General features: G+C 51.4%; 26 protein-coding genes and 1 tRNA gene. 14 read left to right on the top strand and 13 right to left on the bottom strand.

The window, feature by feature from the left end:
* Positions 1 to 58: 58 nt before the first annotated feature.
* The 13 genes from dtd (at position 59) to NB647_RS02800 (ending at position 8,505) form a co-directional block, all read left to right on the top strand.
* Positions 59 to 526, top strand: a complete 468-nt coding sequence (dtd, locus tag NB647_RS02860) for a D-aminoacyl-tRNA deacylase (RefSeq protein ID WP_269284050.1) — start codon at positions 59 to 61, stop codon at positions 524 to 526.
* A 71-nt stretch (positions 527 to 597) separates the two neighbouring features.
* Positions 598 to 1,233, top strand: a complete 636-nt coding sequence (locus NB647_RS02855; RefSeq protein WP_269284047.1) for a YbhB/YbcL family Raf kinase inhibitor-like protein — start codon at positions 598 to 600, stop codon at positions 1,231 to 1,233.
* Positions 1,234 to 1,241: 8 nt separating this feature from the next.
* Positions 1,242 to 1,907: a histidine phosphatase family protein gene (locus tag NB647_RS02850; protein WP_269284045.1), complete on the top strand. Its 666-nt coding sequence runs from the start codon at positions 1,242 to 1,244 to the stop codon at positions 1,905 to 1,907.
* A gap of 71 nt (positions 1,908 to 1,978) precedes the next feature.
* Entirely contained in the window at positions 1,979 to 2,965 is a 987-nt protein-coding gene (gene dusB / locus NB647_RS02845) for a tRNA dihydrouridine synthase DusB (protein ID WP_269284043.1), read from the top strand.
* Between the two features lie 61 nt (positions 2,966 to 3,026).
* Positions 3,027 to 3,260 (top strand): helix-turn-helix domain-containing protein, encoded by a 234-nt coding sequence (locus NB647_RS02840; protein WP_269265042.1) that lies wholly within the window; start codon positions 3,027 to 3,029, stop codon positions 3,258 to 3,260.
* A 43-nt stretch (positions 3,261 to 3,303) separates the two neighbouring features.
* Entirely contained in the window at positions 3,304 to 4,869 is a 1,566-nt protein-coding gene (purH, locus tag NB647_RS02835) for a bifunctional phosphoribosylaminoimidazolecarboxamide formyltransferase/IMP cyclohydrolase (protein ID WP_269284041.1), read from the top strand.
* A gap of 57 nt (positions 4,870 to 4,926) precedes the next feature.
* Entirely contained in the window at positions 4,927 to 5,472 is a 546-nt protein-coding gene (gene ruvC, locus NB647_RS02830) for a crossover junction endodeoxyribonuclease RuvC (RefSeq protein ID WP_269265040.1), read from the top strand.
* 36 nt (positions 5,473 to 5,508) lie between these two features.
* Positions 5,509 to 6,090, top strand: a complete 582-nt coding sequence (gene ruvA / locus NB647_RS02825; protein ID WP_269284038.1) for a Holliday junction branch migration protein RuvA — start codon at positions 5,509 to 5,511, stop codon at positions 6,088 to 6,090.
* A 25-nt stretch (positions 6,091 to 6,115) separates the two neighbouring features.
* The gene (ruvB, locus tag NB647_RS02820; protein WP_269265037.1) at positions 6,116 to 7,180 is read left to right on the top strand and encodes a Holliday junction branch migration DNA helicase RuvB; all 1,065 of its coding nucleotides are present in this window, start codon (positions 6,116 to 6,118) and stop codon (positions 7,178 to 7,180) included.
* Positions 7,177 to 7,587, top strand: a complete 411-nt coding sequence (mutT, locus tag NB647_RS02815) for an 8-oxo-dGTP diphosphatase MutT (RefSeq protein WP_269284036.1) — start codon at positions 7,177 to 7,179, stop codon at positions 7,585 to 7,587. The genes ruvB and mutT overlap by 4 nt, the downstream gene beginning before the upstream one ends.
* Positions 7,588 to 7,667: 80 nt before the next feature.
* Positions 7,668 to 7,979: an antibiotic biosynthesis monooxygenase family protein gene (locus NB647_RS02810; RefSeq protein WP_269265035.1), complete on the top strand. Its 312-nt coding sequence runs from the start codon at positions 7,668 to 7,670 to the stop codon at positions 7,977 to 7,979.
* A 49-nt stretch (positions 7,980 to 8,028) separates the two neighbouring features.
* A tRNA-Leu gene (locus NB647_RS02805) sits at positions 8,029 to 8,115 on the top strand.
* A gap of 171 nt (positions 8,116 to 8,286) precedes the next feature.
* A complete protein-coding gene (locus tag NB647_RS02800; RefSeq protein WP_269284035.1) occupies positions 8,287 to 8,505 on the top strand; it encodes an Arm DNA-binding domain-containing protein in 219 nt (72 codons plus the stop codon).
* 126 nt (positions 8,506 to 8,631) lie between these two features.
* Here the strand turns inward: NB647_RS02800 and NB647_RS02795 are convergent, their stop codons facing one another.
* The 12 genes from NB647_RS02795 to rquA all read right to left on the bottom strand — a co-directional run bounded on the left by NB647_RS02795 (position 8,632) and on the right by rquA (position 20,676).
* Positions 8,632 to 10,818, bottom strand: coding sequence for a malate synthase G (locus tag NB647_RS02795; RefSeq protein WP_269284032.1), 2,187 nt, complete (start codon positions 10,816 to 10,818; stop codon positions 8,632 to 8,634).
* A 390-nt stretch (positions 10,819 to 11,208) separates the two neighbouring features.
* Complete coding sequence (locus NB647_RS02790) at positions 11,209 to 12,522, bottom strand: hypothetical protein (RefSeq protein ID WP_269284030.1); 1,314 nt, start codon at positions 12,520 to 12,522, stop codon at positions 11,209 to 11,211.
* A 255-nt stretch (positions 12,523 to 12,777) separates the two neighbouring features.
* Positions 12,778 to 13,134 (bottom strand): hypothetical protein, encoded by a 357-nt coding sequence (locus NB647_RS02785; RefSeq protein ID WP_269265030.1) that lies wholly within the window; start codon positions 13,132 to 13,134, stop codon positions 12,778 to 12,780.
* 107 nt (positions 13,135 to 13,241) lie between these two features.
* Entirely contained in the window at positions 13,242 to 13,436 is a 195-nt protein-coding gene (locus tag NB647_RS02780) for a hypothetical protein (RefSeq protein WP_269265029.1), read from the bottom strand.
* A gap of 127 nt (positions 13,437 to 13,563) precedes the next feature.
* The gene (locus NB647_RS02775; protein ID WP_269284028.1) at positions 13,564 to 15,804 is read right to left on the bottom strand and encodes a RelA/SpoT family protein; all 2,241 of its coding nucleotides are present in this window, start codon (positions 15,802 to 15,804) and stop codon (positions 13,564 to 13,566) included.
* Positions 15,805 to 15,852: 48 nt separating this feature from the next.
* On the bottom strand, positions 15,853 to 16,806 hold the full coding sequence (locus NB647_RS02770; RefSeq protein ID WP_269284026.1) for a CobD/CbiB family protein: 954 nt from the start codon (positions 16,804 to 16,806) through the stop codon (positions 15,853 to 15,855).
* Positions 16,807 to 16,966: 160 nt separating this feature from the next.
* Positions 16,967 to 17,635, bottom strand: coding sequence for a CoA pyrophosphatase (locus NB647_RS02765; protein ID WP_269284024.1), 669 nt, complete (start codon positions 17,633 to 17,635; stop codon positions 16,967 to 16,969).
* 64 nt (positions 17,636 to 17,699) lie between these two features.
* Complete coding sequence (gene rplS, locus NB647_RS02760; RefSeq protein ID WP_269265024.1) at positions 17,700 to 18,077, bottom strand: 50S ribosomal protein L19; 378 nt, start codon at positions 18,075 to 18,077, stop codon at positions 17,700 to 17,702.
* Between the two features lie 122 nt (positions 18,078 to 18,199).
* A complete protein-coding gene (trmD, locus tag NB647_RS02755) occupies positions 18,200 to 18,949 on the bottom strand; it encodes a tRNA (guanosine(37)-N1)-methyltransferase TrmD (RefSeq protein ID WP_269284702.1) in 750 nt (249 codons plus the stop codon).
* A 39-nt stretch (positions 18,950 to 18,988) separates the two neighbouring features.
* Entirely contained in the window at positions 18,989 to 19,510 is a 522-nt protein-coding gene (rimM, locus tag NB647_RS02750; RefSeq protein WP_269265022.1) for a ribosome maturation factor RimM, read from the bottom strand.
* Between the two features lie 38 nt (positions 19,511 to 19,548).
* The gene (gene rpsP / locus NB647_RS02745; RefSeq protein WP_269265020.1) at positions 19,549 to 19,788 is read right to left on the bottom strand and encodes a 30S ribosomal protein S16; all 240 of its coding nucleotides are present in this window, start codon (positions 19,786 to 19,788) and stop codon (positions 19,549 to 19,551) included.
* A 150-nt stretch (positions 19,789 to 19,938) separates the two neighbouring features.
* On the bottom strand, positions 19,939 to 20,676 hold the full coding sequence (gene rquA, locus NB647_RS02740) for a rhodoquinone biosynthesis methyltransferase RquA (protein WP_269284022.1): 738 nt from the start codon (positions 20,674 to 20,676) through the stop codon (positions 19,939 to 19,941).
* Positions 20,677 to 21,032: 356 nt separating this feature from the next.
* On the opposite strand from rquA, the gene NB647_RS02735 reads away from it, so the two are divergent.
* Entirely contained in the window at positions 21,033 to 22,328 is a 1,296-nt protein-coding gene (locus NB647_RS02735) for an acetate/propionate family kinase (RefSeq protein WP_269265018.1), read from the top strand.
* On the opposite strand, the gene tsaD is transcribed toward NB647_RS02735, so the two are convergent.
* Positions 22,274 to 23,302 (bottom strand): tRNA (adenosine(37)-N6)-threonylcarbamoyltransferase complex transferase subunit TsaD, encoded by a 1,029-nt coding sequence (tsaD, locus tag NB647_RS02730; RefSeq protein ID WP_269284701.1) that lies wholly within the window; start codon positions 23,300 to 23,302, stop codon positions 22,274 to 22,276. The genes NB647_RS02735 and tsaD overlap by 55 nt on opposite strands.
* Positions 23,303 to 23,370: the final 68 nt, after the last annotated feature.

The raw sequence follows: 23,370 nt of genomic DNA, 5'->3' as shown, positions 1-23,370 counted from the left end.
CTTTTAAAATATCCGGCCATAGCCCCATATCAAACCGATACTTACAAGGGAATATCCGATGATTTCTCTTTTGCAACGAGTCAGTCAGGCCAGCGTCACCGTAGAACGCGAGGAAATCGGCCGGATCGGCAAAGGATTGCTTGTTCTGTTATGTGCCGAACGGAACGATACGGAAAAAGAAGCAGACCAGTTACTGGAACGCATTCTGAATTATCGTGTTTTTTCCGATGAAAACGGAAAGATGAACCGCTCTGTGATCTCAACAGGCGGGGAACTTTTGATCGTACCGCAATTCACTCTGGCAGCGGATACCAAATCCGGAACACGTCCGTCATTTACACCGGCAGCGCCTCCGGACATCGGAAAAAAACTGTTCGACTATTTCGTCAGCCAGGCGAAAACAAGACTGTCGGGGATTCAGACCGGACAGTTCGGTGCCGATATGCAAGTCGCCCTGGTCAACGATGGCCCCGTCACCTTCTGGCTGGATACCTCCAACCGGAAACAGGGACTCCGCCAGACTTGAAAAAGCTGCCAAGATCTTGTGTATCTGGCAAAATAAACACATTGTTTCCACCCACTTTTTCAGGAGATATCATGAAACTCTGGAGCGATTCTTTCAAGGACGGAGCAAAGATCCCGACACCGTTTGCCTTTTGCAAAATCGACGGCACCACACATGCTGCCATGTCAGACAACAGAAATCCCCACCTCGCCTGGAGCGACCTGCCTGAAAACACCCGTTCACTTGTTTTGATCTGTCACGATTACGACGTTCCCTCCAAAGGCGACGACGTCAATCAGGAAGGGAAAACCGTCCCGGCCGATCTGCCACGAGTCGATTTTTATCACTGGGTACTTGCCGATCTGCCTGCCAGCATCCATTCCATTTCCGAAGGAGAATTTTCCAGCGGCATTACGGCAAGAGGCAAAAACGGTCCCGAAGCATTGCACGGTTCAAGACAGGGTATCAATGACTATACGGCATGGTTCGCCGGCGACAAGGACATGGAAGGCGATTACTACGGCTACGACGGACCATGTCCTCCCTGGAACGACGTCATCCCGCACCATTACGTTTTCACCCTGTATGCGCTGGATGTGGAAAAACTGCCGCTTGCCGGTCGCTTTACTGGTCAGGATGTCCTTGCCGCCATGAAAGGACATATTCTGGATCAGGCAAGCATAACCGGCGTATATTCCCTGAACCCGGAAATCGAAAAGACGCTTTGAGTTCCGACGTGACACAACCGACCGACATCCTGATCATCCGGCACGGGCAAACGGCCTGGAACACCCAGAAACGGTTGCAGGGACACAGCGACATTCCCCTGAACGAAAATGGCCGTTTGCAAGCCGTCACGCTGGCAGAAATCCTGCGGGACGAGCCGCTGGACGCCATTTTCTCAAGCGATTTGCAAAGGGCATACCAGACAGCATATGAAATCGCCAAAATACATAACCTGCCCGTCCATCAGGACCGGTCATTCCGGGAACGCTGCTATGGCATCTGCGAAGGCATGAAAGACGAAGAGATCCGGGAAGCCTATCCGGAATCCTACAAGGCCTGGTATGCGGCAGACCCTGACCATTTTTTCCCCGATGGGGAACGGAAAACCGAAAGTCCCCGGCAATTCCATCACCGCGCAGTCAATGCCATCCGGGAAGCCGTCACCCGCTATCCCGGGAAGAAAATAGCGATCGTAACCCATTTCGGCGTCATCGAAACCGCCTACCGTACAGCCCAAAACATTCCTTTGGGCACGCACTGCAGAATGCCGGTTCTAAATACCAGCATCAACCGTTTCCGCTGGACTGACGGTACCCTTGAATTGCTGCAATGGGGAGAAGCATCCCATCTGGAAGAAGGCCGGAAACCGCCGGTTGACTACTACAGGCATTATTGAACCGTCACCTGTTTCTGTTCCGTTTTCCGGCCCCCATCTGGTAACATTGGTTTTTGCTTTTTCTGTCCATCATGCAAATCGGCCCTTACGTTCTTTCCAACAATCTGGTTGTGGCCCCCATGGCCGGCATTACAGACCGGCCCTTCCGCCAGCTCTGCAAAAAACTCGGCGCCGGGTATGCCGTATCCGAAATGGCCGCAGCCAATCCCCTGTTGCGCGATACATTAAAAAGCCGCAAACGGATCATGCACGCCGGAGAACAGGAACCGCGTGCCGTCCAGATCGTCGGCTCGGACCCGGCCGTCATGGCCGATGCCGCCCGTTACAATGTCGATCAGGGCGCCCAGATCATCGACATCAACATGGGATGTCCCGCCAAAAAAGTATGTAACAACTGGTGCGGGTCGGCACTGCTGCAAAACGAGCCTCTGGTCGGAAAAATTCTTGACGCCGTAATCCGTGCCGTGGATGTTCCCGTTACACTGAAATTCCGTACCGGCTGGGACCGTGCCCACATCAACGCGCCATCGGTCGCAAAAATCGCCGAATCAGCCGGAATCGCCATGCTGACGCTGCATGGACGGACACGTGCCGATGGCTACCGCGGAAAAGCAGAATACGATACCATTGCCGAAGTGAAATCGATTGTTTCCATTCCCGTCGTGGCCAATGGAGATATTGATTCGCCCCAAAAGGCCAGAGCCGTTCTCGACAAAACAGGGGCCGACGCCATCATGATCGGTCGCGCAGCGCAAGGCAAACCCTGGATATTCCGTGAAATCGGTCATTTTCTTGAACACGGAACGCTTCCACCTCCCCCGACAGTCGTGGAAATATGGCGGATCCTTCGGGAACATCTGGAAGACCACTACCGGTTTTACGGTGAAACCATCGGCGTCCGCAATGCCAGAAAACATATCGGCTGGTATGCCAGAAACCTGCCTGACGGTGAAAAACTGCGGCAAAAAACCAACACTGCCGACACGTGTGAAGAGCAGATTGATGAAATCAATCGCTTTTTTACATTTCTACTTGAACACGGCGAAAGGTTACAATAACAACTGTTAAAAAAATCGGATTGACCGGCTGGCTGAACAAAGCCGCCATTGGAAACACAATATGAGCAAAGAGCATATCCAGGAAGTCATTCTGCACAGTCTGCAGGACTATTTCAACGATCTCGACGGACAAAAACCGACAGATATCTACAACATGATCATGCATACGGTCGAAAGACCGGTCCTGATGGCAGTCATGGCCCATGCCAAAAACAACCAGTCACATGCTGCCGAAATGCTGGGGATCAACCGGAATACCCTGCGAAAAAAACTGCTCGAGCACAATCTTCTGTAACCGGCTTTTTCACCTATTTTTTGTTTATTGAAACTCTATTACCATGACTCAATTCGCTCTGATATCCGTCTCTGACAAAACAGGCATTGTCGAATTCGCCAGAGAACTGGCCGCCATGAATATCGCCATTCTTTCTACTGGCGGAACAGCGGAATTGCTTCAGAAAAACGGTATCGCCGTAACCGAAGTCGCCGATTACACGGGATTTCCGGAAATGCTGGATGGACGTGTCAAAACCCTGCATCCGAAAGTTCATGGCGGAATTCTGGCCAGACGCGATATCCCGTCCCATCTGGATGCCATCCGGAAACACGGTATCGATACCATCGATATGGTCGTCGTCAACCTCTATCCCTTCCAACAGACCGTCGCCGGGGAAAACTGCACACTGGACGATGCCATCGAAAACATCGACATCGGCGGCCCGGCCATGCTCCGTTCCGCCGCCAAGAATTACCGGGATGTGACCGTTGTCTGCGATCCGGCCGACTACGGCGGCATCATTGCCGAAATGAAAAAGAACAACGGTTCGCTCTCCATCGATACCCGGTTCGAACTGTCCAAAAAAACTTTCGCGCACACCGCCCAGTATGACGGAGCCATCGCCAACTACATGTCGAGCCTGAAAGCGGACAAGAACCACCGGAATCGCCAGACCTATCCGGAAATCCTGAACCTGCAATTCGAAAAGGTCCAGGACATGCGCTATGGTGAAAATCCGCACCAGTCCGCCGCCTTCTATCGTGAAAGAAATATCGAGCCGGGAACGCTGGCCAGTTACAGACAGCTGCAGGGCAAGGAACTTTCCTACAACAATATCAGCGATGCGGATGCCGCCTGGGAATGCGTCAAGAACTTCGATGAACCGGCCTGCGTCATCATCAAACATGCCAACCCCTGTGGTGTCGCGACCGGAAAAGATCTGCTGGACGCCTACCGGAAAGCGCTGCAAACCGATCCCGAAGCGGCTTTCGGCGGTATCATCGCATTCAATGGAGAACTCGATGGCCGTACGTCGGAAGAAGTATCCAAACTGTTCGTGGAAGTATTGATTGCACCGGCTTTCACGGAAGAAGCCAAAAGCATTTTCAACCGCAAGAAAAACCTGCGTCTTCTCCAGATCGCCCTGGGCAAAAACGCCAATGCGTTCGACCTCAAACGGGTCGGAGGAGGCCTGCTCGTCCAGTCGCCGGACATTGTCGATGTCATTGCGACCGATCTGAAAGTCGTGACGAAAAAACAACCGACCCCGCAACAAATGCAGGATATGCTGTTCGCCTCCAAAGTCGTCAAATTCGTCAAATCCAATGCCATCGTTTTCTGTGGCAACGGAATGGCACTCGGTATCGGTGCCGGTCAGATGAGCCGTGTCGATGCCGCCCGCACCGCCACCATGAAAGCGGCCAATGCCGGACTTTCCCTCCAGGGTTCGGTTGTGGCATCCGATGCATTCATCCCGTTCAGGGACGGCCTGGACATCGTGGCCAATGCCGGTGCCACTGCCGTCATCCAGCCGGGCGGTTCCGTACGCGATCCGGAAGTGATCGCTGCCGCGGATGAACATGGCATCGCCATGGTCTTCACGTCCATCCGTCATTTCCGCCACTGATACAGAAGGGGATTGGCATGACTACAGCAACCGGCACTGCCCGATAAAGGCTTCGTCATGAAAATCCTCGGTATCGACCCCGGCCTTCGAACCACAGGCTTCGGCATCATTCACAAAAAAGGCAATGCCCTAAACTATATCGCTTCCGGAACCGTCAAGACACCGCCGGAAGCGGGGTTGCCCGTTCGTCTGAAAACCATTTTCGATGGAATCAGCGAAATTGTCGCCACCTATGAACCGGATTGTGCCGCCATCGAGAAAGTTTTTGTCAACGTCAATCCGCAATCGACCTTATTACTGGGACAGGCACGGGGTGCGGCGATCAGTGCACTGGTGGCCGCTGAACTGGCCGTTTACGAATTTACGGCATTGCAAATCAAACAGGCAATCGTCGGACATGGAAAAGCCCAGAAAAAACAGGTTCAGGAAATGGTGCAGCGACTGTTGTCGTTACCCGGTATTCCGGGCAGTGACGCTGCCGATGCACTTGGTATCGCCATCTGCCACGCACACGGATTCGATGCCATCCGCGCATTGGAAAAAGCCGCCGTATTGAGCAATCAGAATACTTTCCGTATCAGACGGGGCAGACTTATCCGGTAACATACAATCAACTTCCATTGTCTGGATCAATACAACATGATCGGTCGCATACACGGTACTTTACTGCAAAAAAATCCGCCGCAGCTTCTGGTTGACTGCCAGGGCGTCGGCTATGAAATCGATGTGCCGATGAGCACGTTCTACAATCTCCCGTCCGTCGGCGAGAAAGTCACTCTTTTCACCCATCTCGCTATCCGGGAAGATGCGCATATCCTCTACGGGTTCGGCAGTCTGGATGAAAGAGCGCTTTTCCGACAGCTGATCAGAATCACAGGAATCGGAGCGCGAATCGCACTGGCGCTCTTGTCAGGACTGTCCGTTACCGAAATAACGCAGGCCGTTACCCTCCAGGAGACTGTCCGTCTGACGAAGATTCCCGGTATCGGCAAAAAAACAGCAGAACGGCTTTTGCTGGAACTGAAAGGAAAACTGGATTCCGGTACCCTGTCCGCCGTTTCGGCGACAGTACCCAACGACACCCTGTCCGATATCCAGAATGCCCTTTTGGCACTGGGTTATTCAGAAAAAGAAACGCTTGTCGCCCTAAAACAGATTCCGGGAGACTGCAATGTATCGGACGGGATTAAAATGGCTCTGAAAGCCCTGTCCAAAGGCTGATCCCCCAACACACAACGGGTAAACCATGAGTATTCAAACCGACGACTTCAGCGAGAAAAGAATTATTGACGCCGGCACGGCTTCTCCCAACGAAGAGGCGATCGAAAGAGCGTTACGCCCGAAATATCTGAGCGAATACGTCGGCCAGCACAAGACTCGCGAGCAGCTGGAAATATTCATCGCTGCGGCCAAAAAACGTCACGAAGCACTCGACCACACCCTGCTGTTCGGCCCTCCCGGCCTGGGCAAAACGACACTGGCCCACATCATCGCCCGTGAAATGGGGGTCAATCTCCGGCAGACATCCGGTCCCGTCCTGGAGCGGGCCGGCGATCTGGCCGCCATCCTGACCAATCTGGAAGCCAATGACGTACTTTTCATCGACGAAATCCACCGGATGTCGCCGGTTGTGGAAGAAATACTGTATCCCGCTCTTGAAGATTACCAGATCGATATCCTGATCGGTGAAGGACCTGCCGCCCGTTCGGTCAAACTGGATTTGCAGCCCTTTACCCTGATCGGTGCGACAACCCGTGCCGGCATGCTGACCAATCCGTTAAGAGACCGTTTCGGCGTTGTGGCCCGGCTTGAATTTTACGATATCGACGATCTGACCCGGATCGTCGCCCGCAGCGCCATGCTTCTGAAAGCACCGATTGTTGAAGACGGTGCCCGGGAAATCGCCCGCCGTGCCCGGGGAACCCCCCGTATCGCCAACCGTCTGCTCCGCAGGGTCCGGGATTATGCCGAAGTGAAAGGTACAGGCGAAATCACTCGGGAAATGGCCGATGCCGCCCTGAAAATGCTGGATGTCGATCCTGTCGGATTCGATCTGATGGACCGCAAGCTGCTGGAAGCTGTCCTTTTCAAATTCAGCGGTGGCCCCGTCGGAATCGCCAACCTGGCCGCCGCTATCGGAGAAGAAATCGATACAATCGAAGACGTTCTGGAACCTTACCTGATACAACAGGGTTATTTGCAAAGAACCCCGAGAGGCCGTATCGCCACGACAGCGACTTATCGTCATTTCGGTGTGACCGTACCGTCCTCCGATCCGACAGGCAACTTATGGGATGACAGAGAACAATGACATCGGAAAAAAAAGCCCCCATTGATGTTGCCGTCGGTATCCTCATGAAAGAAAACGGAGATGTCCTGCTGGCACAAAGACCGGCCGGCAAACCATATGAAGGATACTGGGAATTTCCGGGAGGCAAGGTTGAAACCGGTGAAACAGTTGAAGAAGCACTGAAGCGCGAATTCATGGAAGAACTGGGAATAACGGTTCTGAATACGGATCCCTGGTGCTGCGTCGAACATGTCTATCCCCATGCCCATGTCCGCCTGCACTTTTTCATCATCCGTCGATGGGCAGGTTATCCCCAAAGCCGTGAAAGCCAGTCGTTCGGCTGGCAAGGAGCCATTCATGTCGAACCGCTTTTGCCGGCCACGATTCCCCTGATCCGGTGGCTGGACGCATTGCGTTATCCCCGCTGATACATCCACCGATTTCTACCGAATGGTATAAACCGTTTTTTCAATGATAAAATTCCGGTCTTTATATATCAGGAAAACACATGATTCTCGAACTCGTCGATATTTTGATCCAGCCCGGCAAACAGGCCGAATTCGACAAAGCCATATCCCATGGCATCACCGAGTATATCGCCAAGGCAAAAGGATTCATCGGATACCAGATTAACAAATGTATCGAATCACCGGAACGCTATGTTCTGATGAATTACTGGCAGACACTGGAAAATCATACGATCGACTTCCGTGAATCACCCGCCTTTCTTCAATGGCGTGGTGTTGTCGGTCCATTCTTCGCCCGTCCACCGATTGTCGAACACTTTACGATTTTAGAGACAAAAAACAGCCAAAAATAGGCTTTTGAGTTGCCCTTCGAAGGCAAATCAGCGATAATGCACAGGCGTCGCCGGGGTGGCGAAATTGGTAGACGCAGCAGACTCAAAATCTGCCGGTGGAAACACCGTGCCGGTTCGATTCCGGCTCCCGGCACCAGTAGCCAGTTTAAAGCAGTCCAATACAGTAAAAAACCCGTGTAAAACCAAGTGTTTGCGCGGGTTTTCTGTTTTATGCGGTCTAATGCGGCATTGCCGAAGCTGACGATTTTCAGTACCGTTATGGGTACTTATTTTTCAGGTACCCATTTTTTGATCGGACAGTATCCAAATGGCAAAACGGATCATCCCTCTGGTACCCGAACAGATCGACAACGCAAAACCCAAAGACAAGCCCTATACCCTTTTTGACGGAAGCGGCATGTATCTGGAAATCGCCCCGACAGGTTCGAAACTCTGGAAGATGAAAGCCAGTCTGAACGGAAAGGCGGTCAAGCTGTCATTCGGCAAATACCCTGATATATCGCTGGCAAAAACCATCCGTCCCTGATCAGTTCCAGTCCCATTTTCAGCCGCCCCCATATGAAAACCCCCCAAAAAAACCGGGATGTTCTCCCGGTTTTTCTACTTTTCGGTCACATGCCGGTTTGCGAAAACCGGCGAACTCCCGACAATTTTATGAGCAACAGGAACATTTGAATTGTTCCTTCGCTCTCTGGCGCCAGGTCTGCAACAAGGGGTCCGTATAACCGGACGGCTGCGATAACCCTCTGAAGACCAGATCGCAGGCAGCCCTGAATCCCGGTGAATGGGTGAAATCATCCGTCATTTTACGGTATGTTGGATCACCGGCATTCTGATGGTCAACCACGGCCGCCATTCTTTTCAGGGTATTCATAACCTGAGGCATCGTGGCAATACCGTGACGCAGCCAGTTGGCGATATGCTGACTGGAAATCCGGAGTGTCGCACGGTCTTCCATCAGTGCGATATCACTGATATCGGGTACTTTCGAGCAACCGATCCCCTGATTGACCCAGCGGACAACATAACCCAGAATGCCTTGCGCGTTGTTGTCGAGCTCTTGCTGGATTTCTTCCGGAGACCAGTCCGGTTTATCGGTAACCGGAATCGTCAACAGATCATCCAGAACATCCACAAAAGGCTGTTTTTCCATAGCCGCCTGCGTTTGTTCGATATTGATCTGATGATAGTGCAGCGAATGCAAAACTGCCGCCATCGGAGACGGAACCCATGCCGTATTGGCCCCTGCCCTCAAATGCGCTCCCTTTTGCGCAATCATGTCCGCCATCAGATCCGGAGCGGCCCACATGCCTTTTCCGATCTGCGCTTTCCCTCTCATGCCGCATTCCAGACCGACCTGGACATTATTGACCTCATAGGCATTGATCCATGGCGTTTTTTTCATGTCGCCCTTGCGGATCATCGGACCGGCTTCCATGGAAGTATGGATTTCATCGCCGGTCCGGTCAAGGAATCCGGTATTGATGAATGCCAGCCGATGGGGAACCTCAGCGATACATGCTTTCAGGTTGGCACTGGTACGACGTTCCTCATCCATAATGCCAAGTTTGACCGTATTGGGTTCCAGCCCCAGCAATGCTTCTACCTTGTTGAACAGTTCATTCGTGAAAGCGACTTCCTTGGGACCGTGCAACTTCGGCTTGACGACATAAATGGAACCGCGACGGGAACTGATCCTGTTTTGCAGATCACGTTTGACAATCAGAGTCGTGATCACAGCATCCATGATGCCTTCGAAAATATCGTTTTCATCACGATCCAGAATAGCCGGATTCTGCATCAAAAGACCGACATTACGGACGAAAATCAGACTGCGTCCCGGCAATGTGAACTTTTCACCGGAAGCGGCAGACAGATATTCACGATCCTTGTTCATCCGGCGCACGAAAGTCGTTCCGTTCTTGGTCACGTTTTCTTCCAGATCGCCATTCAAGACACCAAGCAGATTCCGGTAAACGAGAACCTTGTCATCGGCATCAACAGCAGCAACGGCATCTTCGCAATCCAGAATGGTCGTTGTCGCGGCTTCCATGATGATATCGCGGATACCGGCAGGATCACCTGCGCAAACCGGATCGTTCTTGTCGAAAAGCAGATCGAAATGAAGCTGATTCTGCTTGAACAGAAGGGAAGTCGGATTTTCCGGGCTGCCATTATATCCTGCCAGCCACTCGGATTGTTTCAATGACGTTTCGTTTCCGTTCTTCAGTGCAACGGCAAGCTGTCCGTCCTTGAGATAATAGCGGACGGCGTCATGATGCGATCCGGCAACCAGAGGAATGAATTCATCAAGCATCGAGCGGGCATAAGCAATGACCTTCTGGCCCCTTATGGCGTTATAAGGGCCGTTTTTGCTGGCGCCATCTTCTTCACTGATGGCATCCGAACCATACAGTGCATCGTAAAGACTCGCCCATCTGGCATTGACGGCATTTAAGACATACCGTGCATTCGTCAGCGGAACGACCAGCTGCGGCCCTCCTTGTACGGATACTTCCTCATCGATATTTTCCGGGTCGATCCTGACATTTTCCGGCACCGGAACCAGATAACCGATGTCGCTCAGGAACTGCTTGTAAGCGGCCATATCCCTGACAGGACCGGGATTCAGACGATGCCAGCAATCCAGTTCTTCCTGAAGGCTTTCCCGCTCGGCCAGCAAAGCGCGGTTTTTCGGGCTCATTTCATCAACGATCGCGTCGAAACCGCGCCAAAAACTGTCACTGTCAATTCCTGTACCGGGTAACGCTTCCTCTTCAATAAAACGGTACAGATTCTCAGCGACCTGAAGACGATAACATTTTTTACGTTCTGTCATATAACGTTTCTCTTATGTCCTAATCTGTGCGTGTTGACAACTATGACACCACCGTCTGTCATGCAGGTTAGCCGGCAGACGATAGTGCGAATGCTTTTCATTCTTTCAGGCGCAATAGCAGGGCCGGACATTTACCGCCGCCCTGTCCGGGCAAACACATCATGTGTTGTCAGATACAATTGATCGTTTTACCCGTTTGTCACGCGTATTCTTGTGTGAACACGACTTGTGCGCATGGAGAAGGGTTACTTCTTTTTCACGGGTATATATGTTAGCAATAAAGTTCCACAATGACACACTATTTTTTATGTAACAGCCCGCCGAATGCATACAAAAAAGTTTTTTGGCACATTTCTTTTTGCCAAAACAACATTTGTTTTACTGACCCGGTCACAAATGGCGAAAGAAACCGCCTGTCTGCTGCCTGTACTGCAAAAAGGCCACCAGAACCAGCACAGGCAACAAAAATTCCAGAAATTCGTCCTGAGAAGTCCTTAAAACAAGAACCCAGTCCGGAAAATACATGCAAGAGAAATCGGTCAGCACACTGACCATTCTGTCAATGCTTTTGGAAACCGCCAGAACAACAAAAAAAGTAAGAACACTCACTGACCAGGCCCGTTTCCGCACCAGTTCACCAATGAAAATACGGGCATGCTTCAAGATCAGATAAGCGATACTCCAAGCCAGCGGAAACAGAACCAGCACGGCCAGCAGCTTGTCCGCGACCGGTATCTGGCTGCCCAGCCAGAACCTGATTTTGAGGATACTTTCCGAACTGATCCTCTTGTGCAAGTCCATCTCTCCCATAAACATATAAGCCAGTACCATGAGAATGGCGCACCGGGTTGGCAGTACAACCCGTCTGCCGAAACACACCACAACGATAATGGCGACGACATACGCAACCAGCGTCAGCGTTTCAACCGTCCCGTTCTCCTGAACAAATAAAGACATATCGCCGGTCGGCAAGACAACCTGGCAAATCAGTGCCGAAAAAGACGCAAGCAAGGCCAGCCAGACCGAAACAAACGGGGAATCCGCTTGTTTCCATAATGTGCCATATACCTCCCGATATTGATAAAAAGAGACCAGAACCAGCAATGGAAGAATACATTCAAGATATTCTTCCTGCCCCGTCACCATCGCCTCCACCCATGAATCGAAATGCCATCCCCACATTTCATGCATCATGTTCAGCGAGCGGTCGAAAATTTTGGAAATGACCAGTACGGCCAGAAAAACGAAAACACCCACAGCATACCCATCCTTGCGGCGGAGATCCGACCACCATTGACGAATATACTTTTCCACAAAATAAAAAAGCGCCCACAAAACCGGCGCAAGAATCGCGATCGCAAGCAATTTATCGGTCCATGGAATCTGGCTTCCCAGCCAGAACTTGCTTTTCAGGATACTCATCGTACTGACCGACTTGTGCAAACTGGCTTCTCTCATGAACATATAAGCCAGCAAAACGGTAACCGCCACTCTGGTTCTGACCGTCAGAAACGATCTTCCACTGTACAGAATGAATGCGATCGCGACGACATAAAAGACCAGGGTCAGATTTTCAACCGGTCCGTTTTCCCTCACGAAATGAATCATCGATTCACTTGGCATGAAAAAACAGCTTACCAGTGCGGAAACCGAAGCAAAAACGGCAATACAGACAGTCAGCCAGGAAAATTTGAAAAGAGCCACAGCGACAAACACTCCAACCTGGCGCCTGCAATCAACACCACGTTAAAAATTGTTAAAAAAATCAGAAAAAAATGTTAAATTTATATGAAATAAAAAGCAATCGGCAATTCAGTGAAGTTGCCGGACAACAAAGAAAATCCGTTGCTTTCCAAACAAAAAACGACAGCGGATTGCCATCGTCATGCAAGGCATTGCCATTCGGCAAACAGATACTGATTATCGGAAAAACAGCGAGAAGACAGGCGAAAAAGACGGTCACTCTCCGGAATCACTCTTTTGTCCCGACTCCGGTGAAACCGGAACACGGCTGTTCCAGGTATAAGTTGACCATGCTGTGGCTCCACATTGATCACACGCCGGACCGGATGCACCGCCATTTGCACGCCATCCGTCAGGATTGGCTTTCCCGCCGCAGAATGGGCAGGGAAGAAGCCGTTCTTTTTCGACGTTACCTTTCCAGACGGCACAAAAGACCTCGTGAAAATCCGCCAGGGTCAGCTCCACACTTCTTCCGATTCTCGTGCCGAAAACGATCAGAAAATAAAAAGGAGATACCAGAATCAGCAAGAAACGCCGCAATCCGGCAGATTTGAAATGAATAAGCGGTGGCATGATTTGCCCCTATTGAAAAGTGTCATGCAAAAAGGACCGGATCCATTTTTTCACACACCATGCATTTGCAATAACTTCCGTCAAACGCCGGCACGTCAACGACAGTTTCAGTCCAGTTTGCCCTTGTGCTTGAGCCATTTCACCGCGATAAAACCGAGAATAGCCGCGACAAAAAGTGAATCCAGTGCCCACTCATGAATACTTTCCGTCGAAAAATTGCCGTCAAACAACCGGAAAGACATAATGGATCCCCCCAACAGAAGGGTTACCAGAAACACATGTAGCTTACGCAATTTTTTCATTGATTATGCAAAAAACAGAATTTGAATATTTTATCGTACCCGAGCATTCACCCGGTACGGCATAGTTTAACAGCTAAAACGGTATCGTTTACACAAGTTTCAACAGAAACCGTATTCCCTCTCTCCTTCAATGCCGTTTTACCTGCATCACACCGCCGACTTCGCCGATCATCTGCATGGCCTTGTTGAGGCTGTCAGTCGAAACGATTTCCACAGTAAAAGACATTCTGGCCTGCCCTTTGCTACTCTGGGTACGCACACCGACAACATTGATTTTTTCCCGCATGAATACGTCGGAAATATCCCGCAACAAACCCTGACGGTCTCCGGCGAGAACGTAAATATCGACAGGATAGACCGTATCGGGTTCCGGTGTTCCCCATGTTGTCTGAATAACCCGCTCCGGCGTTTTTCTTTCCATCTCAAGAAAATTCTTGCAATCCTTGCGGTGTATTGAAACCCCCTTTCCGCGGGTCACAAAACCGATAATCGGATCAGGAGGCGCCGGTTTGCAGCACTTTGCCATCTGGGTCAGCAGCCCTTCCGTTCCCACAACCAGAATGCCGGATTTCGCCCCGCTTGCCACACTGGATGCCCTGCTCTTGCGTATGATATCGTCATCATGATCCGTTTCTTTCACAGTTTCCTGACCGTGCAGGATCATTTCGACATTACGCAAATTGAGTTTTTCCTTGCCTGCAGCAAAAAACATTTCCTCCACTTTGGAAAATTCCAGCTTGCGGGCCAGTTCTTCCAGATTGACCGCCGTTTTTCCTTCCCTCTGGAGAAGTTTTTCAATAACGGCCCTGCCACCGGCAATCGTTTCCTGATATTCGATGCCATTGAACCAGGCACGTATCTTGGCATGCGTTCTGGGATTGACGGCATAACCGGGACTCAGCCAGTCACGGGAAGGGCCGATATTCCCGGTCGCCCCCTTCGCCGTAATGATCTCAACGGTCTGACCGCTTTTCAAAGGGGTATTCAACGGCACCATGACACCATCTACCCGGGCGCCGCGACAGCGATGACCGACATCGCTGTGAACCTGATAGGCAAAATCTATCGGTGTCGCGCCCTGCGGCAAGTCAATGACGCGTGCCTGTGGCGTCAAGGCGTATATCCTGTCATCCAGCGTGGTTGATTTGATTTTCTCAACCCACTCCTTGTGGGTATCCTCTTCGGCGACGGCATCGTCCACATCGGTTTTCCAGGACAGGAGCTGTCTCAGATACGAAATTTTTTCGTCATATTGCTGTGCGACAAACGTCGAACCGCCGGTCTCCTTGTAACGCCAGTGCGCGGCCACACCAAATTCAGCCAGACGATGCATTTCCTGTGTTCTGATCTGCACTTCGAACGGCTGTCCGTTTTCCGCAACGACAACCGTATGCAACGACTGATAGCCGTTCGGCTTCGGTCTGGAAATATAGTCATCGAACTCTTTCAGGATCGGTATCCAGAGACGGTGGATGATATCCAGTACAGTAAAACAGGTCTTGATATCGGAAACGATGACCCTGAAAGCCCGCAAATCATACATCTGGGAAAAATCGAGCGACTTGCCGCGCATCTTGTTGTAGATGCTGTAAATATGTTTCGGTCGACCGGTCACCTCCGCCTTGATGCCTGCCGCATCAAGCTCCTCTTTCAGGCGGGCCATGATCCTGCGGATGAAATCCTCGCGCTCTGTCCGTTTTTCCTCAAGACTCCTTGCGATTTTGCGATAGGCATCCGGATCGATGAACCGGAAAGAAAGGTCTTCCAGCTCCCACTTCACTTGCCAGATACCCAGACGGTTCGCCAAAGGTGCGTAAATTTCGAGCGTTTCCTTGGCATAATGCCTGCTGACATCGCTGTCATCCTTTTTCCTGGCCAGATAACGCAGCGCCGCCATTCTCGCAGCCAGCCGGATCATGACGACACGCATATCGGCAGCCATGGCCAACAGCATTTTGCGCAACGTCTCGGCCTGCGCCTTCCGTATCTGGGCCGCATTTTTTCCATGTCCGATTTCTTCAAGTCCGCCCGTCAGATCCCGCAATTTGAAAAGTTTGCGGACACTGTCGACCAGATTGGATACTTCCACTCCGAAACGGGCTTCTATCTGTTCTGCCACATCCGGATTGTATTTCGGCAAAACCGCCAGCAAACCGGCAATACGCGTCTGTGCGTCGCTGTTCAATTCCGCAAGGATCAAACCGATGCTTTTCGAAAATTCAATAGCAGGCTGACCGCTATCCAGATTGATATCGGCATAGGACTCCCGTGCAAATGCATAGGCATCCATGACAAGCCTGCCGTCGTCACTGGAAAGACCTCCCGTCAAATTCTCGATTGCATCAGTTATCAGTACTGAAGAAACCATAATTCAATCCATTTCGCCATCAAACATGCCATTTCCGTAATCAACCGGTCAGGCCAGATAAAACGTCATTGTAAAAAGAAAAAGCAGGACAAGCCACAAAAGCAGAGTACGCCAGATCAACCCCAGTGTACTCTGCAAAAACCGGATCGTAGGCTGCGGCCAATGTGGAAGAACCGGTTCATCCGTGGCAAAACTTCCGGAACCGGTATCTTGGTCAGTACCTTGTTCCCCATGCTTCCCGGTAACTCCCAGCCTGATTCCCATCGCACCCCCCGCCGATGCCAGCAAAATACCGGCATTGCCGCTTTTCCACCGGGATGATTCATTTCTCCATCCATAAACGGCCCCTTCGAAATTTCCGACCGCGGCAAATGAAACAGCCATCAGCCGGACAGGGATCCAGTTCACCCAACAGGACATCCGGCCGGAAAAACGGCTGAAGTTATTGCGGTCGCCATTTTGGTCGCTCCAGCATTTCCGCAATCCGACAGCGACACGATAAAAAACGGCTCCCGCCGGGCCAAAAGGCAATGCGAACCAGAAAATAACACCGAAAACATCTTTCAATACCGTAATCAGCGCTTTTTCAATAGTCAAAGACGTTATTTCAGCATCCCCGACATTTTCCATTCCATCGTGACACCATTCTGCAAGCATATTCCGTGCCCTCAGATTCTCGCCACTCAACAGCGCCATCTGAATGGAAGTGAAATAATGATTGTAATGCCGGAACCCCATGCACAAATACAATATCAGGATATTCCACAACAACCCGAAAAAAGGATGAATCGCCAGACATATCCAGTAAACCACCAATACGGGAAGAGTAAAAATCACGACAACCATTATCCAGCCCATTCTGGCATGATGAACCAGACCTGTATCACACCACTTCCGGACACAACCGGCAATCATCCTTATCGATCCGGAAAAAAACTCACCTGCCCGCGTCGGCCTGAAATGGTCGATCAGCAATGCACAAAAAAGCGAGAAAAAAATCATGGGACTTCCGCAGAACCGTCTTGTCGATACAATAACTTAGCCCATCCAGATAATCAAACGCCGAAATGCATATCGCAAACCGTGTCATTCTGCACAAACCGGTTTGTCATCTTACCATGACCTGTTCGGCCACTCCTGAAAAACGGCATTCCAAAAGCATTCACGCTTTCAGAAAATGATACAAATTCCGCAACATTCCGGCGGTTGCCCCCCAAACAAACCGGTTTTTGTAAGGCACAGTATAAAAAGTCCGTTTACCAGCCCCGTTCGGAAATTCAGCCGACCGGACCTGATAATTGGAACCATCCATGAAAAATGAAAAAGGGACTTCGAATACTTCCGCCACCTCATCAGGATTCGTATGAATATCGAAAGGTGGCGTGACAATGGAAACCACCGGAGTCACCCGGTATCCGCTTCCAGTCCGGTATTCCGGCAACGTTCCGAGAATTTCGACATGGCTGCGATCAACACCGACTTCCTCTTCCATTTCCCGCAAGGCCGTTTCGATACGGGTGCTGTCGGTCAAATCGACCCGTCCTCCCGGAAAACTGATCTGCCCCGGATGATCATGCATATGCAATGCCCTCTGGGTCAGCATCAGAGACAGACCATCATTACGGTCGACCAGCGGAACAAGCACGGCAGCGGGTATCCAGCGATCCCGATGGACGAACGCCGGTTCCGCATTGATCTCCGGCTTCCACACGGGAGGATTGGAAAACCGGTTTTTTATCCATTCAGGATTCAGATGCGCTTTCGGGACAGCACCACCACTGCCGATCGAATCGACCGGCAGATTTTCCGGATCAAAACCCAATTTGGCCATGTTTCCTCCTGACAATACAAAAAGGGGACATCAAAGATGCCCCCTTGAATTGAACCACGTTCAATTATTCTGCGCTTTTGGCGCTCCGGCTGGGCAATTTTTCTTTGATACGTGCGGACTTGCCGGAACGTTCGCGCAAATAGTACAGTTTCGCACGGCGAACATCACCGCGACGTTTCACTTCGATGGAAGCGATCAGCGGAGAATAAAGCTGGAAAGTCCGTTCAACACCTTCGCCGGACGAAATTTTGCGAACGATGAAATTGGAATTCAGCCCACGATTGCGACGCGAAATGACAACGCCTTCATAGGCCTGTGCGCGCTTGCGGTTTCCTTCGACAACCATAACGTTGACGACAACGGTATCGCCCGGGGCAAATTCCGGAATATTCTTTCCAAGACGTGCGATTTCTTCTTTTTCTAACTGCTCAATCAGATTCATTTCAACTCCTGATGCCATCATGCCGGCGTACTGGATACTCCGTTTTTTGTCTTTATGACTGTACCCGGTATAGGATGACGGGTTAATAAACGTGAACAAACGTCCACCGTTGCTACTATACACTAACTGCTACTACTTAAAAACTCTTTGTCCTCTCCGGACAATTTTCCTTCCCTGTCCGCCTTTTCAAGCAGATCCGGCCGCTTTTTCCGGGTCATCAACAGTGCCTGACGACGACGCCACCGCGCAATTTCAGCATGATTGCCTTCCAGGAGAACTCCCGGAACAGTCTCCCCGCCATAAACAGGCGGCCGCGTGAAATGCGGACAATCCAGAATGCCCGAGACAAAACTGTCTTCCACTGCCGACAGTTCATCATTTAACACCCCCGGCAACTGACGGATGATGGCATCCATCAAAGCCATGGCAGGTATTTCCCCTCCCGACAGGACAAAATCACCCAGACTGATTTCCTCATCGACATGCCGGTCTATCAGTCGCTGGTCAATCGCCTCATACCGCCCGCAAAGAAGAATCATCCCGTCGCATGAAGCAAGTTCCATGACCCGTGCATGATCCAGAGGTTTTCCTTGCGGCGAAAGATAAATCACGGTGGCATCGGCAACACCGGAGCCGGCCAGACGTTTTTTCGCCGCGACAATCGCGTCTTCCAGCGGCCGGGCCATCATGACCATTCCCGGACCACCCCCATAAGGCCTGTCGTCAACCGTCCGGTGCTTGTCATGGGTGAAATCGCGCGGATTCCACAATGTCAGCGAACATCTGTTTTCTTCAAAAGCACGCCGGGTAATTCCCGAGCCGGACAATGCGGAAAACATCTCCGGAAAAAGTGTGATCACATCAAACTGCATCACCGGATTTTCCCGAAAATGAAACCATGAGAAACGACATCAATAATCCAGTTCCCAATCAACGGTTATTTTTCCGTTTTCGCAATCGACTTTACCGATATATGAACCGACGAATGGAATCAGCAATTCCTTCCTGCTGCCATCCGGCATACCTGCATCTACCTGCAAAACGGGATGCGCGCCGTTATCCATCAACCCGCTGACTGTACCGAGACATTCATCACGCTGGTTGAAAACATCCAGACCGATCAGATCGACCCAGTAATACTCGTTTTCGTCCAATACAGGAAAACAACGCCTTGAAATACGAATCGCCGCACCCCGCAATGCTTCGGCCGCATTGCGGTCCGTCATGTTCGCCAGCCGGGCGACGATTTCATCGCCATGCCATCTTGCCTGCATGACTTCCGCTTCGTGCCACTCCGGCAAATCCAGCCACCACTGCCTGACCGCCAGCAACGCCTGTGCGTCAGCGGAATAAGGCCGGATCCGTATCCAGCCGCGAATCCCGTATGCGCCGCTGACATGTCCGACCTCAACCAGATCGTCGGGAACCTGCATGACCGGGATTTCCAACGCTTTCGGAAAAGGAACGGAAATTATTTGGCGGCAGCGACCAGACGTGCCACAGTCGGAGACAACTGCGCACCGACACTCTGCCAGTAAGCCAGACGATCGGTTGCGATACGGATACCCTGTTCATTTTCTGCGGCAAACGGATTGTACGTGCCCAGACGTTCAATGAAACGACCGTCACGACGGTTGCGTGAATCGGCTGCAACGATCTGATAGAAAGGACGCTTTTTGGCGCCGCCACGAGCTAAACGAATAACGACCATAAGTCTTCCAAAAAAAAGTTCAAACGGAAAAATCCTGAGATTATATCCGAATTCGCCGTAAAGCAATAGTTTATTTGCGACAGAATTTTTTCCGGTTATCGGGCCATCCATTCAAATACACTTTGCCCGACAGACCCGCCACTTAACCTGTCATTTTTTCCTGACCAGCACGAGTTTCTGGTAAAGGTCGCCAAAATAGGTTTCATGCCGCTCGACAAGGCACTCGGGATATTCAGGCAAATAATAAGTCAGATCATGATGCCACATATCGGCAGCAAACGGTTCGAAAAGCAAAAACACCAGACGCTGCCACAGCCTGAGCGGATGCCACCATTTCGGCCGGTGGAATTCGACCAGGATGACTTTTCCGCCCGGTTTGACGACCCTGACCGCCTCCGACAATGCCTGACGGCGCTTGTCCCCGGGAAGTTCGTGAGGCAAAAAAAACATCAGCACTTGGTCATATGACGCGTCCGGACAATTGAGACGGGTCGCGTCACACTGGATGAGCCGGACCCGCTCGCCGGGCCACTTCAGTTTCCTGCGGACATTTTCAAGCTGAACCTTCAACACATCAATGACATCGAGCCGTCCGCCTTCGTTCAACCGGCTCTCCAGTCTTGGAGTCAGCTTTCCATAAGCGCACGATATTTGCAGGGTATCGCCATCCAGTCCATCGGAAAATTCATCCAGAACCGCATTGACCAGACGATCATAATTTCCCAGCAAAATAAAATTGATAAGAAAACCGTGATCCCAGAAACGTACGGCCAGGGGATGCTCATAAGCCCACCAGTAAATCTTGTGCAAATAGCCCGGGGTTTCGACCGGGACGGGTGACTCGCCGAACGCGACAACATTTCTTTTCGTTGGTTCCGATGAATTCATTCTGATTTCCGATTGCCATATCCAGTCAGGATAACAACATGGATACCCTGAAATGACGGATTTTATCCCATTTCGGCAATTGTCCGGAAAAACATGTTTTCCTGCGATCATGAAAAACCGGAAAAGGCCATTTGCCGGATATATTTTATCGACACATTCGGGGAACTTATGTTCCGCCACAACATGATCCGGCACCATTTCGCCAGAATCGGGCCATCGGGAAAAAACCGTTTATTTTCCCCCACAACCGGACGGATAAATCGTAACTCGGGCTATTATTGCAGTAACCCCATGATCGTGACAGGCCAAACCGTCCGGTCTGCCTCGCAAAACGGAAGCGGTACAGGAGAAAACAGATGAGTGAAATGAAAAACACATCCAGCCAGCGTTTTTTTGCCGTTATCAATGCCGGATCATCCAGTCTCAAATATTCTCTTTTTGCAGAAACCGAAGACGGCCGTCTGGAACGCCGTACCGATGGCGGAATCGAGGGTATCGGCAGCGACAAACCTTATTTTATCGCCTATGACGACGACAAATACAAAATGGACGAATATCGCTGGGAAGCGAACGAACCGCTGGAAACACTGCTCGGATTTTTGATCGGATGGATCGAGAACTTCCTCGCCCCCAACCATCTGAGTGCCGTCGGTCACCGGATGCTGCACGGCGGAACACTGTATGACGAACCGATTATTGTCACTCCTGAAATACTGGAAAATCTCAGAACGCTCATACCGCTTGCCCCACTGCACCAGCCACGTATTCTCAAGGTCATCGATACTCTGGCGGACCGTTACCCCGGCCTCTGCCAGATCGTATGCTTCGATACATCCTTTCACAAAACCAACCCGTACATTTCAAGACTGTACGGACTTCCGCAATCCCTGACCGACAAGGGATTGCTCCACTATGGATTTCACGGACTCTCTTTTGAATACGTCAGCATGGAGCTGAAACATATCGATAGGCATGCCGCCATGGGAAGAACCGTCATCGCCCATCTCGGCAGCGGAGCAAGCATGTGCGCAATGGTCGGAGGAAAAAGCATCGCCAGTACCATGGGATTTTCCGCACTCGACGGTCTGGTCATGGGAACCCGGTGCGGACAACTCGATCCCGGTGTGATTCTTTACCTGTTGCAATACGAAAACATGAATGCCAAGGAACTGGAAACCCTTCTCTATCAGAAATCCGGACTTCTGGGCGTCTCCGGTATCAGCAACGACGTGAGAGATCTCATGGCAAGCGATGCTCCGTCCGCCAAAACAGCACTTGATCTGTTCGTCTACCGGGTCGTTCGCGAAACAGGATCGCTTGCGGCCGCATGCGGCGGTCTGGATTCATTCGTTTTCACGGCAGGTATCGGAGAACGGTCGCCCGAAATCCGTGCCGCGATTTGCGAACAGCTCGACTGGCTTGGATTCGAACTGGACGAACGTGCCAACCGGCTGGGAGAACTGAAAATCAGTACAGCCACCAGTCCCGTTTCGATCTGGATTTTGCCGACATATGAGGAACTGATGATCGCCCGTCATGGCGCGCGCCTTTCGGCACAATGCGAAACGCATAAACACGGAACCGGCAATCTGCAGGATCAGCCCGCCGCCAGTTCCTCAAGCGGCCAGCGCGGTCTGACCGTAAATCCATAATCGTAATGCGCCGCCCCCGGATCCTGTTTCAGCCTCATGGCTCCGGCAAATGCGATCATGGCACCATTATCCGTACAGAACTCCAGTTCAGGATAAAAGACGCGGAAATGTTTTTGGGCAGCCATTCTGCCCAGGGCATCTCTCAACTGGCGATTGGCCCCGACACCTCCGGCGACCACCAGCTGATCAAGCTTCGTCTGACGCAATGCCGCCAGACATTTGGTTGCCAGAACCTCGACAATCGCATCGACAAAAGCACGCGCGATATCGGCCTTCGTCTGTCCATTCTCTCTTGTCTTTTCTTTTCCCAGAGTGGTCAATACTGCCGTTTTCAGTCCCGAAAAACTGAAATTCAGATCCCTGGAATGCAGCATCGGACGGGGCAACCGGAAAATACCGGGACGTCCCGCCTCGGCAAGTTTCGAAATTTCCGGGCCGCCAGGATACGCCAGTCCAAGCAACTTGGCCGACTTGTCGAATGCCTCGCCTGCCGCGTCATCGAGCGTTTCCCCCAACAGCTCGTAACGGCCGACACCTTCCACTTTCATCAGCTGGGTATGTCCCCCCGAAACAAGCAGGGCGACAAAAGGGAAAACCGGCGGTTTTTCAGCCAGCAGAGGCGAAAGCAGATGGCCCTCAAGATGATGTACGCCAACCAGCGGTTTTCCCAATGCCATCCCGATACTGGATGCGACGGAACTTCCGACAAGCAATGCACCGGCCAGCCCGGGCCCTTGTGTATAGGCAATGGCACCGACATCCCCCGGTACGACAGACGCTTCCCCGAACGCCTGTTCCAGAAGCGGAACGATGCGCCGGATGTGATCCCGCGAAGCCAGTTCCGGGACGACCCCCCCATATTCCGCATGCAAGGCGATTTGAGAATAAAGTGCATGAGAGAGAAGCCCCTTTTCCGTGTCATACAGGGCGATCCCCGTTTCGTCGCAAGACGATTCAATACCCAAAACAATCATGAGAAAACTGTTCAAAAATGAATACATTATTCTACCAAGTTCTTGACACTTTCACCTGTCAATCTCTA

It is taken from the genome of Oxalobacter aliiformigenes, from assembly GCF_027116575.1.
GTDB classification, from domain to species: domain Bacteria; phylum Pseudomonadota; class Gammaproteobacteria; order Burkholderiales; family Burkholderiaceae_D; genus Oxalobacter; species Oxalobacter aliiformigenes.
This window is presented reverse-complemented; position numbering and strand designations above follow the sequence as displayed.

Bases quoted from the DNA above. Each gene is read 5' to 3' on its own strand.
- dtd (WP_269284050.1), top strand. From the start codon at position 59: ATGATTTCTCTTTTGCAACGAGTCAGTCAGGCCAGCGTCACCGTAGAA.
- NB647_RS02855 (WP_269284047.1), top strand. From the start codon at position 598: ATGAAACTCTGGAGCGATTCTTTCAAGGACGGAGCAAAGATCCCGACA.
- dusB (WP_269284043.1), top strand. From the start codon at position 1,979: ATGCAAATCGGCCCTTACGTTCTTTCCAACAATCTGGTTGTGGCCCCC.
- NB647_RS02840 (WP_269265042.1), top strand. From the start codon at position 3,027: ATGAGCAAAGAGCATATCCAGGAAGTCATTCTGCACAGTCTGCAGGAC.
- purH (WP_269284041.1), top strand. From the start codon at position 3,304: ATGACTCAATTCGCTCTGATATCCGTCTCTGACAAAACAGGCATTGTC.
- ruvC (WP_269265040.1), top strand. From the start codon at position 4,927: ATGAAAATCCTCGGTATCGACCCCGGCCTTCGAACCACAGGCTTCGGC.
- ruvA (WP_269284038.1), top strand. From the start codon at position 5,509: ATGATCGGTCGCATACACGGTACTTTACTGCAAAAAAATCCGCCGCAG.
- ruvB (WP_269265037.1), top strand. From the start codon at position 6,116: ATGAGTATTCAAACCGACGACTTCAGCGAGAAAAGAATTATTGACGCC.
- mutT (WP_269284036.1), top strand. From the start codon at position 7,177: ATGACATCGGAAAAAAAAGCCCCCATTGATGTTGCCGTCGGTATCCTC.
- NB647_RS02810 (WP_269265035.1), top strand. From the start codon at position 7,668: ATGATTCTCGAACTCGTCGATATTTTGATCCAGCCCGGCAAACAGGCC.
- NB647_RS02800 (WP_269284035.1), top strand. From the start codon at position 8,287: ATGGCAAAACGGATCATCCCTCTGGTACCCGAACAGATCGACAACGCA.
- NB647_RS02795 (WP_269284032.1), bottom strand. From the start codon at position 10,818: ATGACAGAACGTAAAAAATGTTATCGTCTTCAGGTCGCTGAGAATCTG.
- NB647_RS02785 (WP_269265030.1), bottom strand. From the start codon at position 13,134: ATGCCACCGCTTATTCATTTCAAATCTGCCGGATTGCGGCGTTTCTTG.
- NB647_RS02780 (WP_269265029.1), bottom strand. From the start codon at position 13,436: ATGAAAAAATTGCGTAAGCTACATGTGTTTCTGGTAACCCTTCTGTTG.
- NB647_RS02775 (WP_269284028.1), bottom strand. From the start codon at position 15,804: ATGGTTTCTTCAGTACTGATAACTGATGCAATCGAGAATTTGACGGGA.
- NB647_RS02770 (WP_269284026.1), bottom strand. From the start codon at position 16,806: ATGATTTTTTTCTCGCTTTTTTGTGCATTGCTGATCGACCATTTCAGG.
- NB647_RS02765 (WP_269284024.1), bottom strand. From the start codon at position 17,635: ATGGCCAAATTGGGTTTTGATCCGGAAAATCTGCCGGTCGATTCGATC.
- rplS (WP_269265024.1), bottom strand. From the start codon at position 18,077: ATGAATCTGATTGAGCAGTTAGAAAAAGAAGAAATCGCACGTCTTGGA.
- trmD (WP_269284702.1), bottom strand. From the start codon at position 18,949: ATGCAGTTTGATGTGATCACACTTTTTCCGGAGATGTTTTCCGCATTG.
- rimM (WP_269265022.1), bottom strand. From the start codon at position 19,510: ATGCAGGTTCCCGACGATCTGGTTGAGGTCGGACATGTCAGCGGCGCA.
- rpsP (WP_269265020.1), bottom strand. From the start codon at position 19,788: ATGGTCGTTATTCGTTTAGCTCGTGGCGGCGCCAAAAAGCGTCCTTTC.
- rquA (WP_269284022.1), bottom strand. From the start codon at position 20,676: ATGAATTCATCGGAACCAACGAAAAGAAATGTTGTCGCGTTCGGCGAG.
- NB647_RS02735 (WP_269265018.1), top strand. From the start codon at position 21,033: ATGAGTGAAATGAAAAACACATCCAGCCAGCGTTTTTTTGCCGTTATC.
- tsaD (WP_269284701.1), bottom strand. From the start codon at position 23,302: ATGATTGTTTTGGGTATTGAATCGTCTTGCGACGAAACGGGGATCGCC.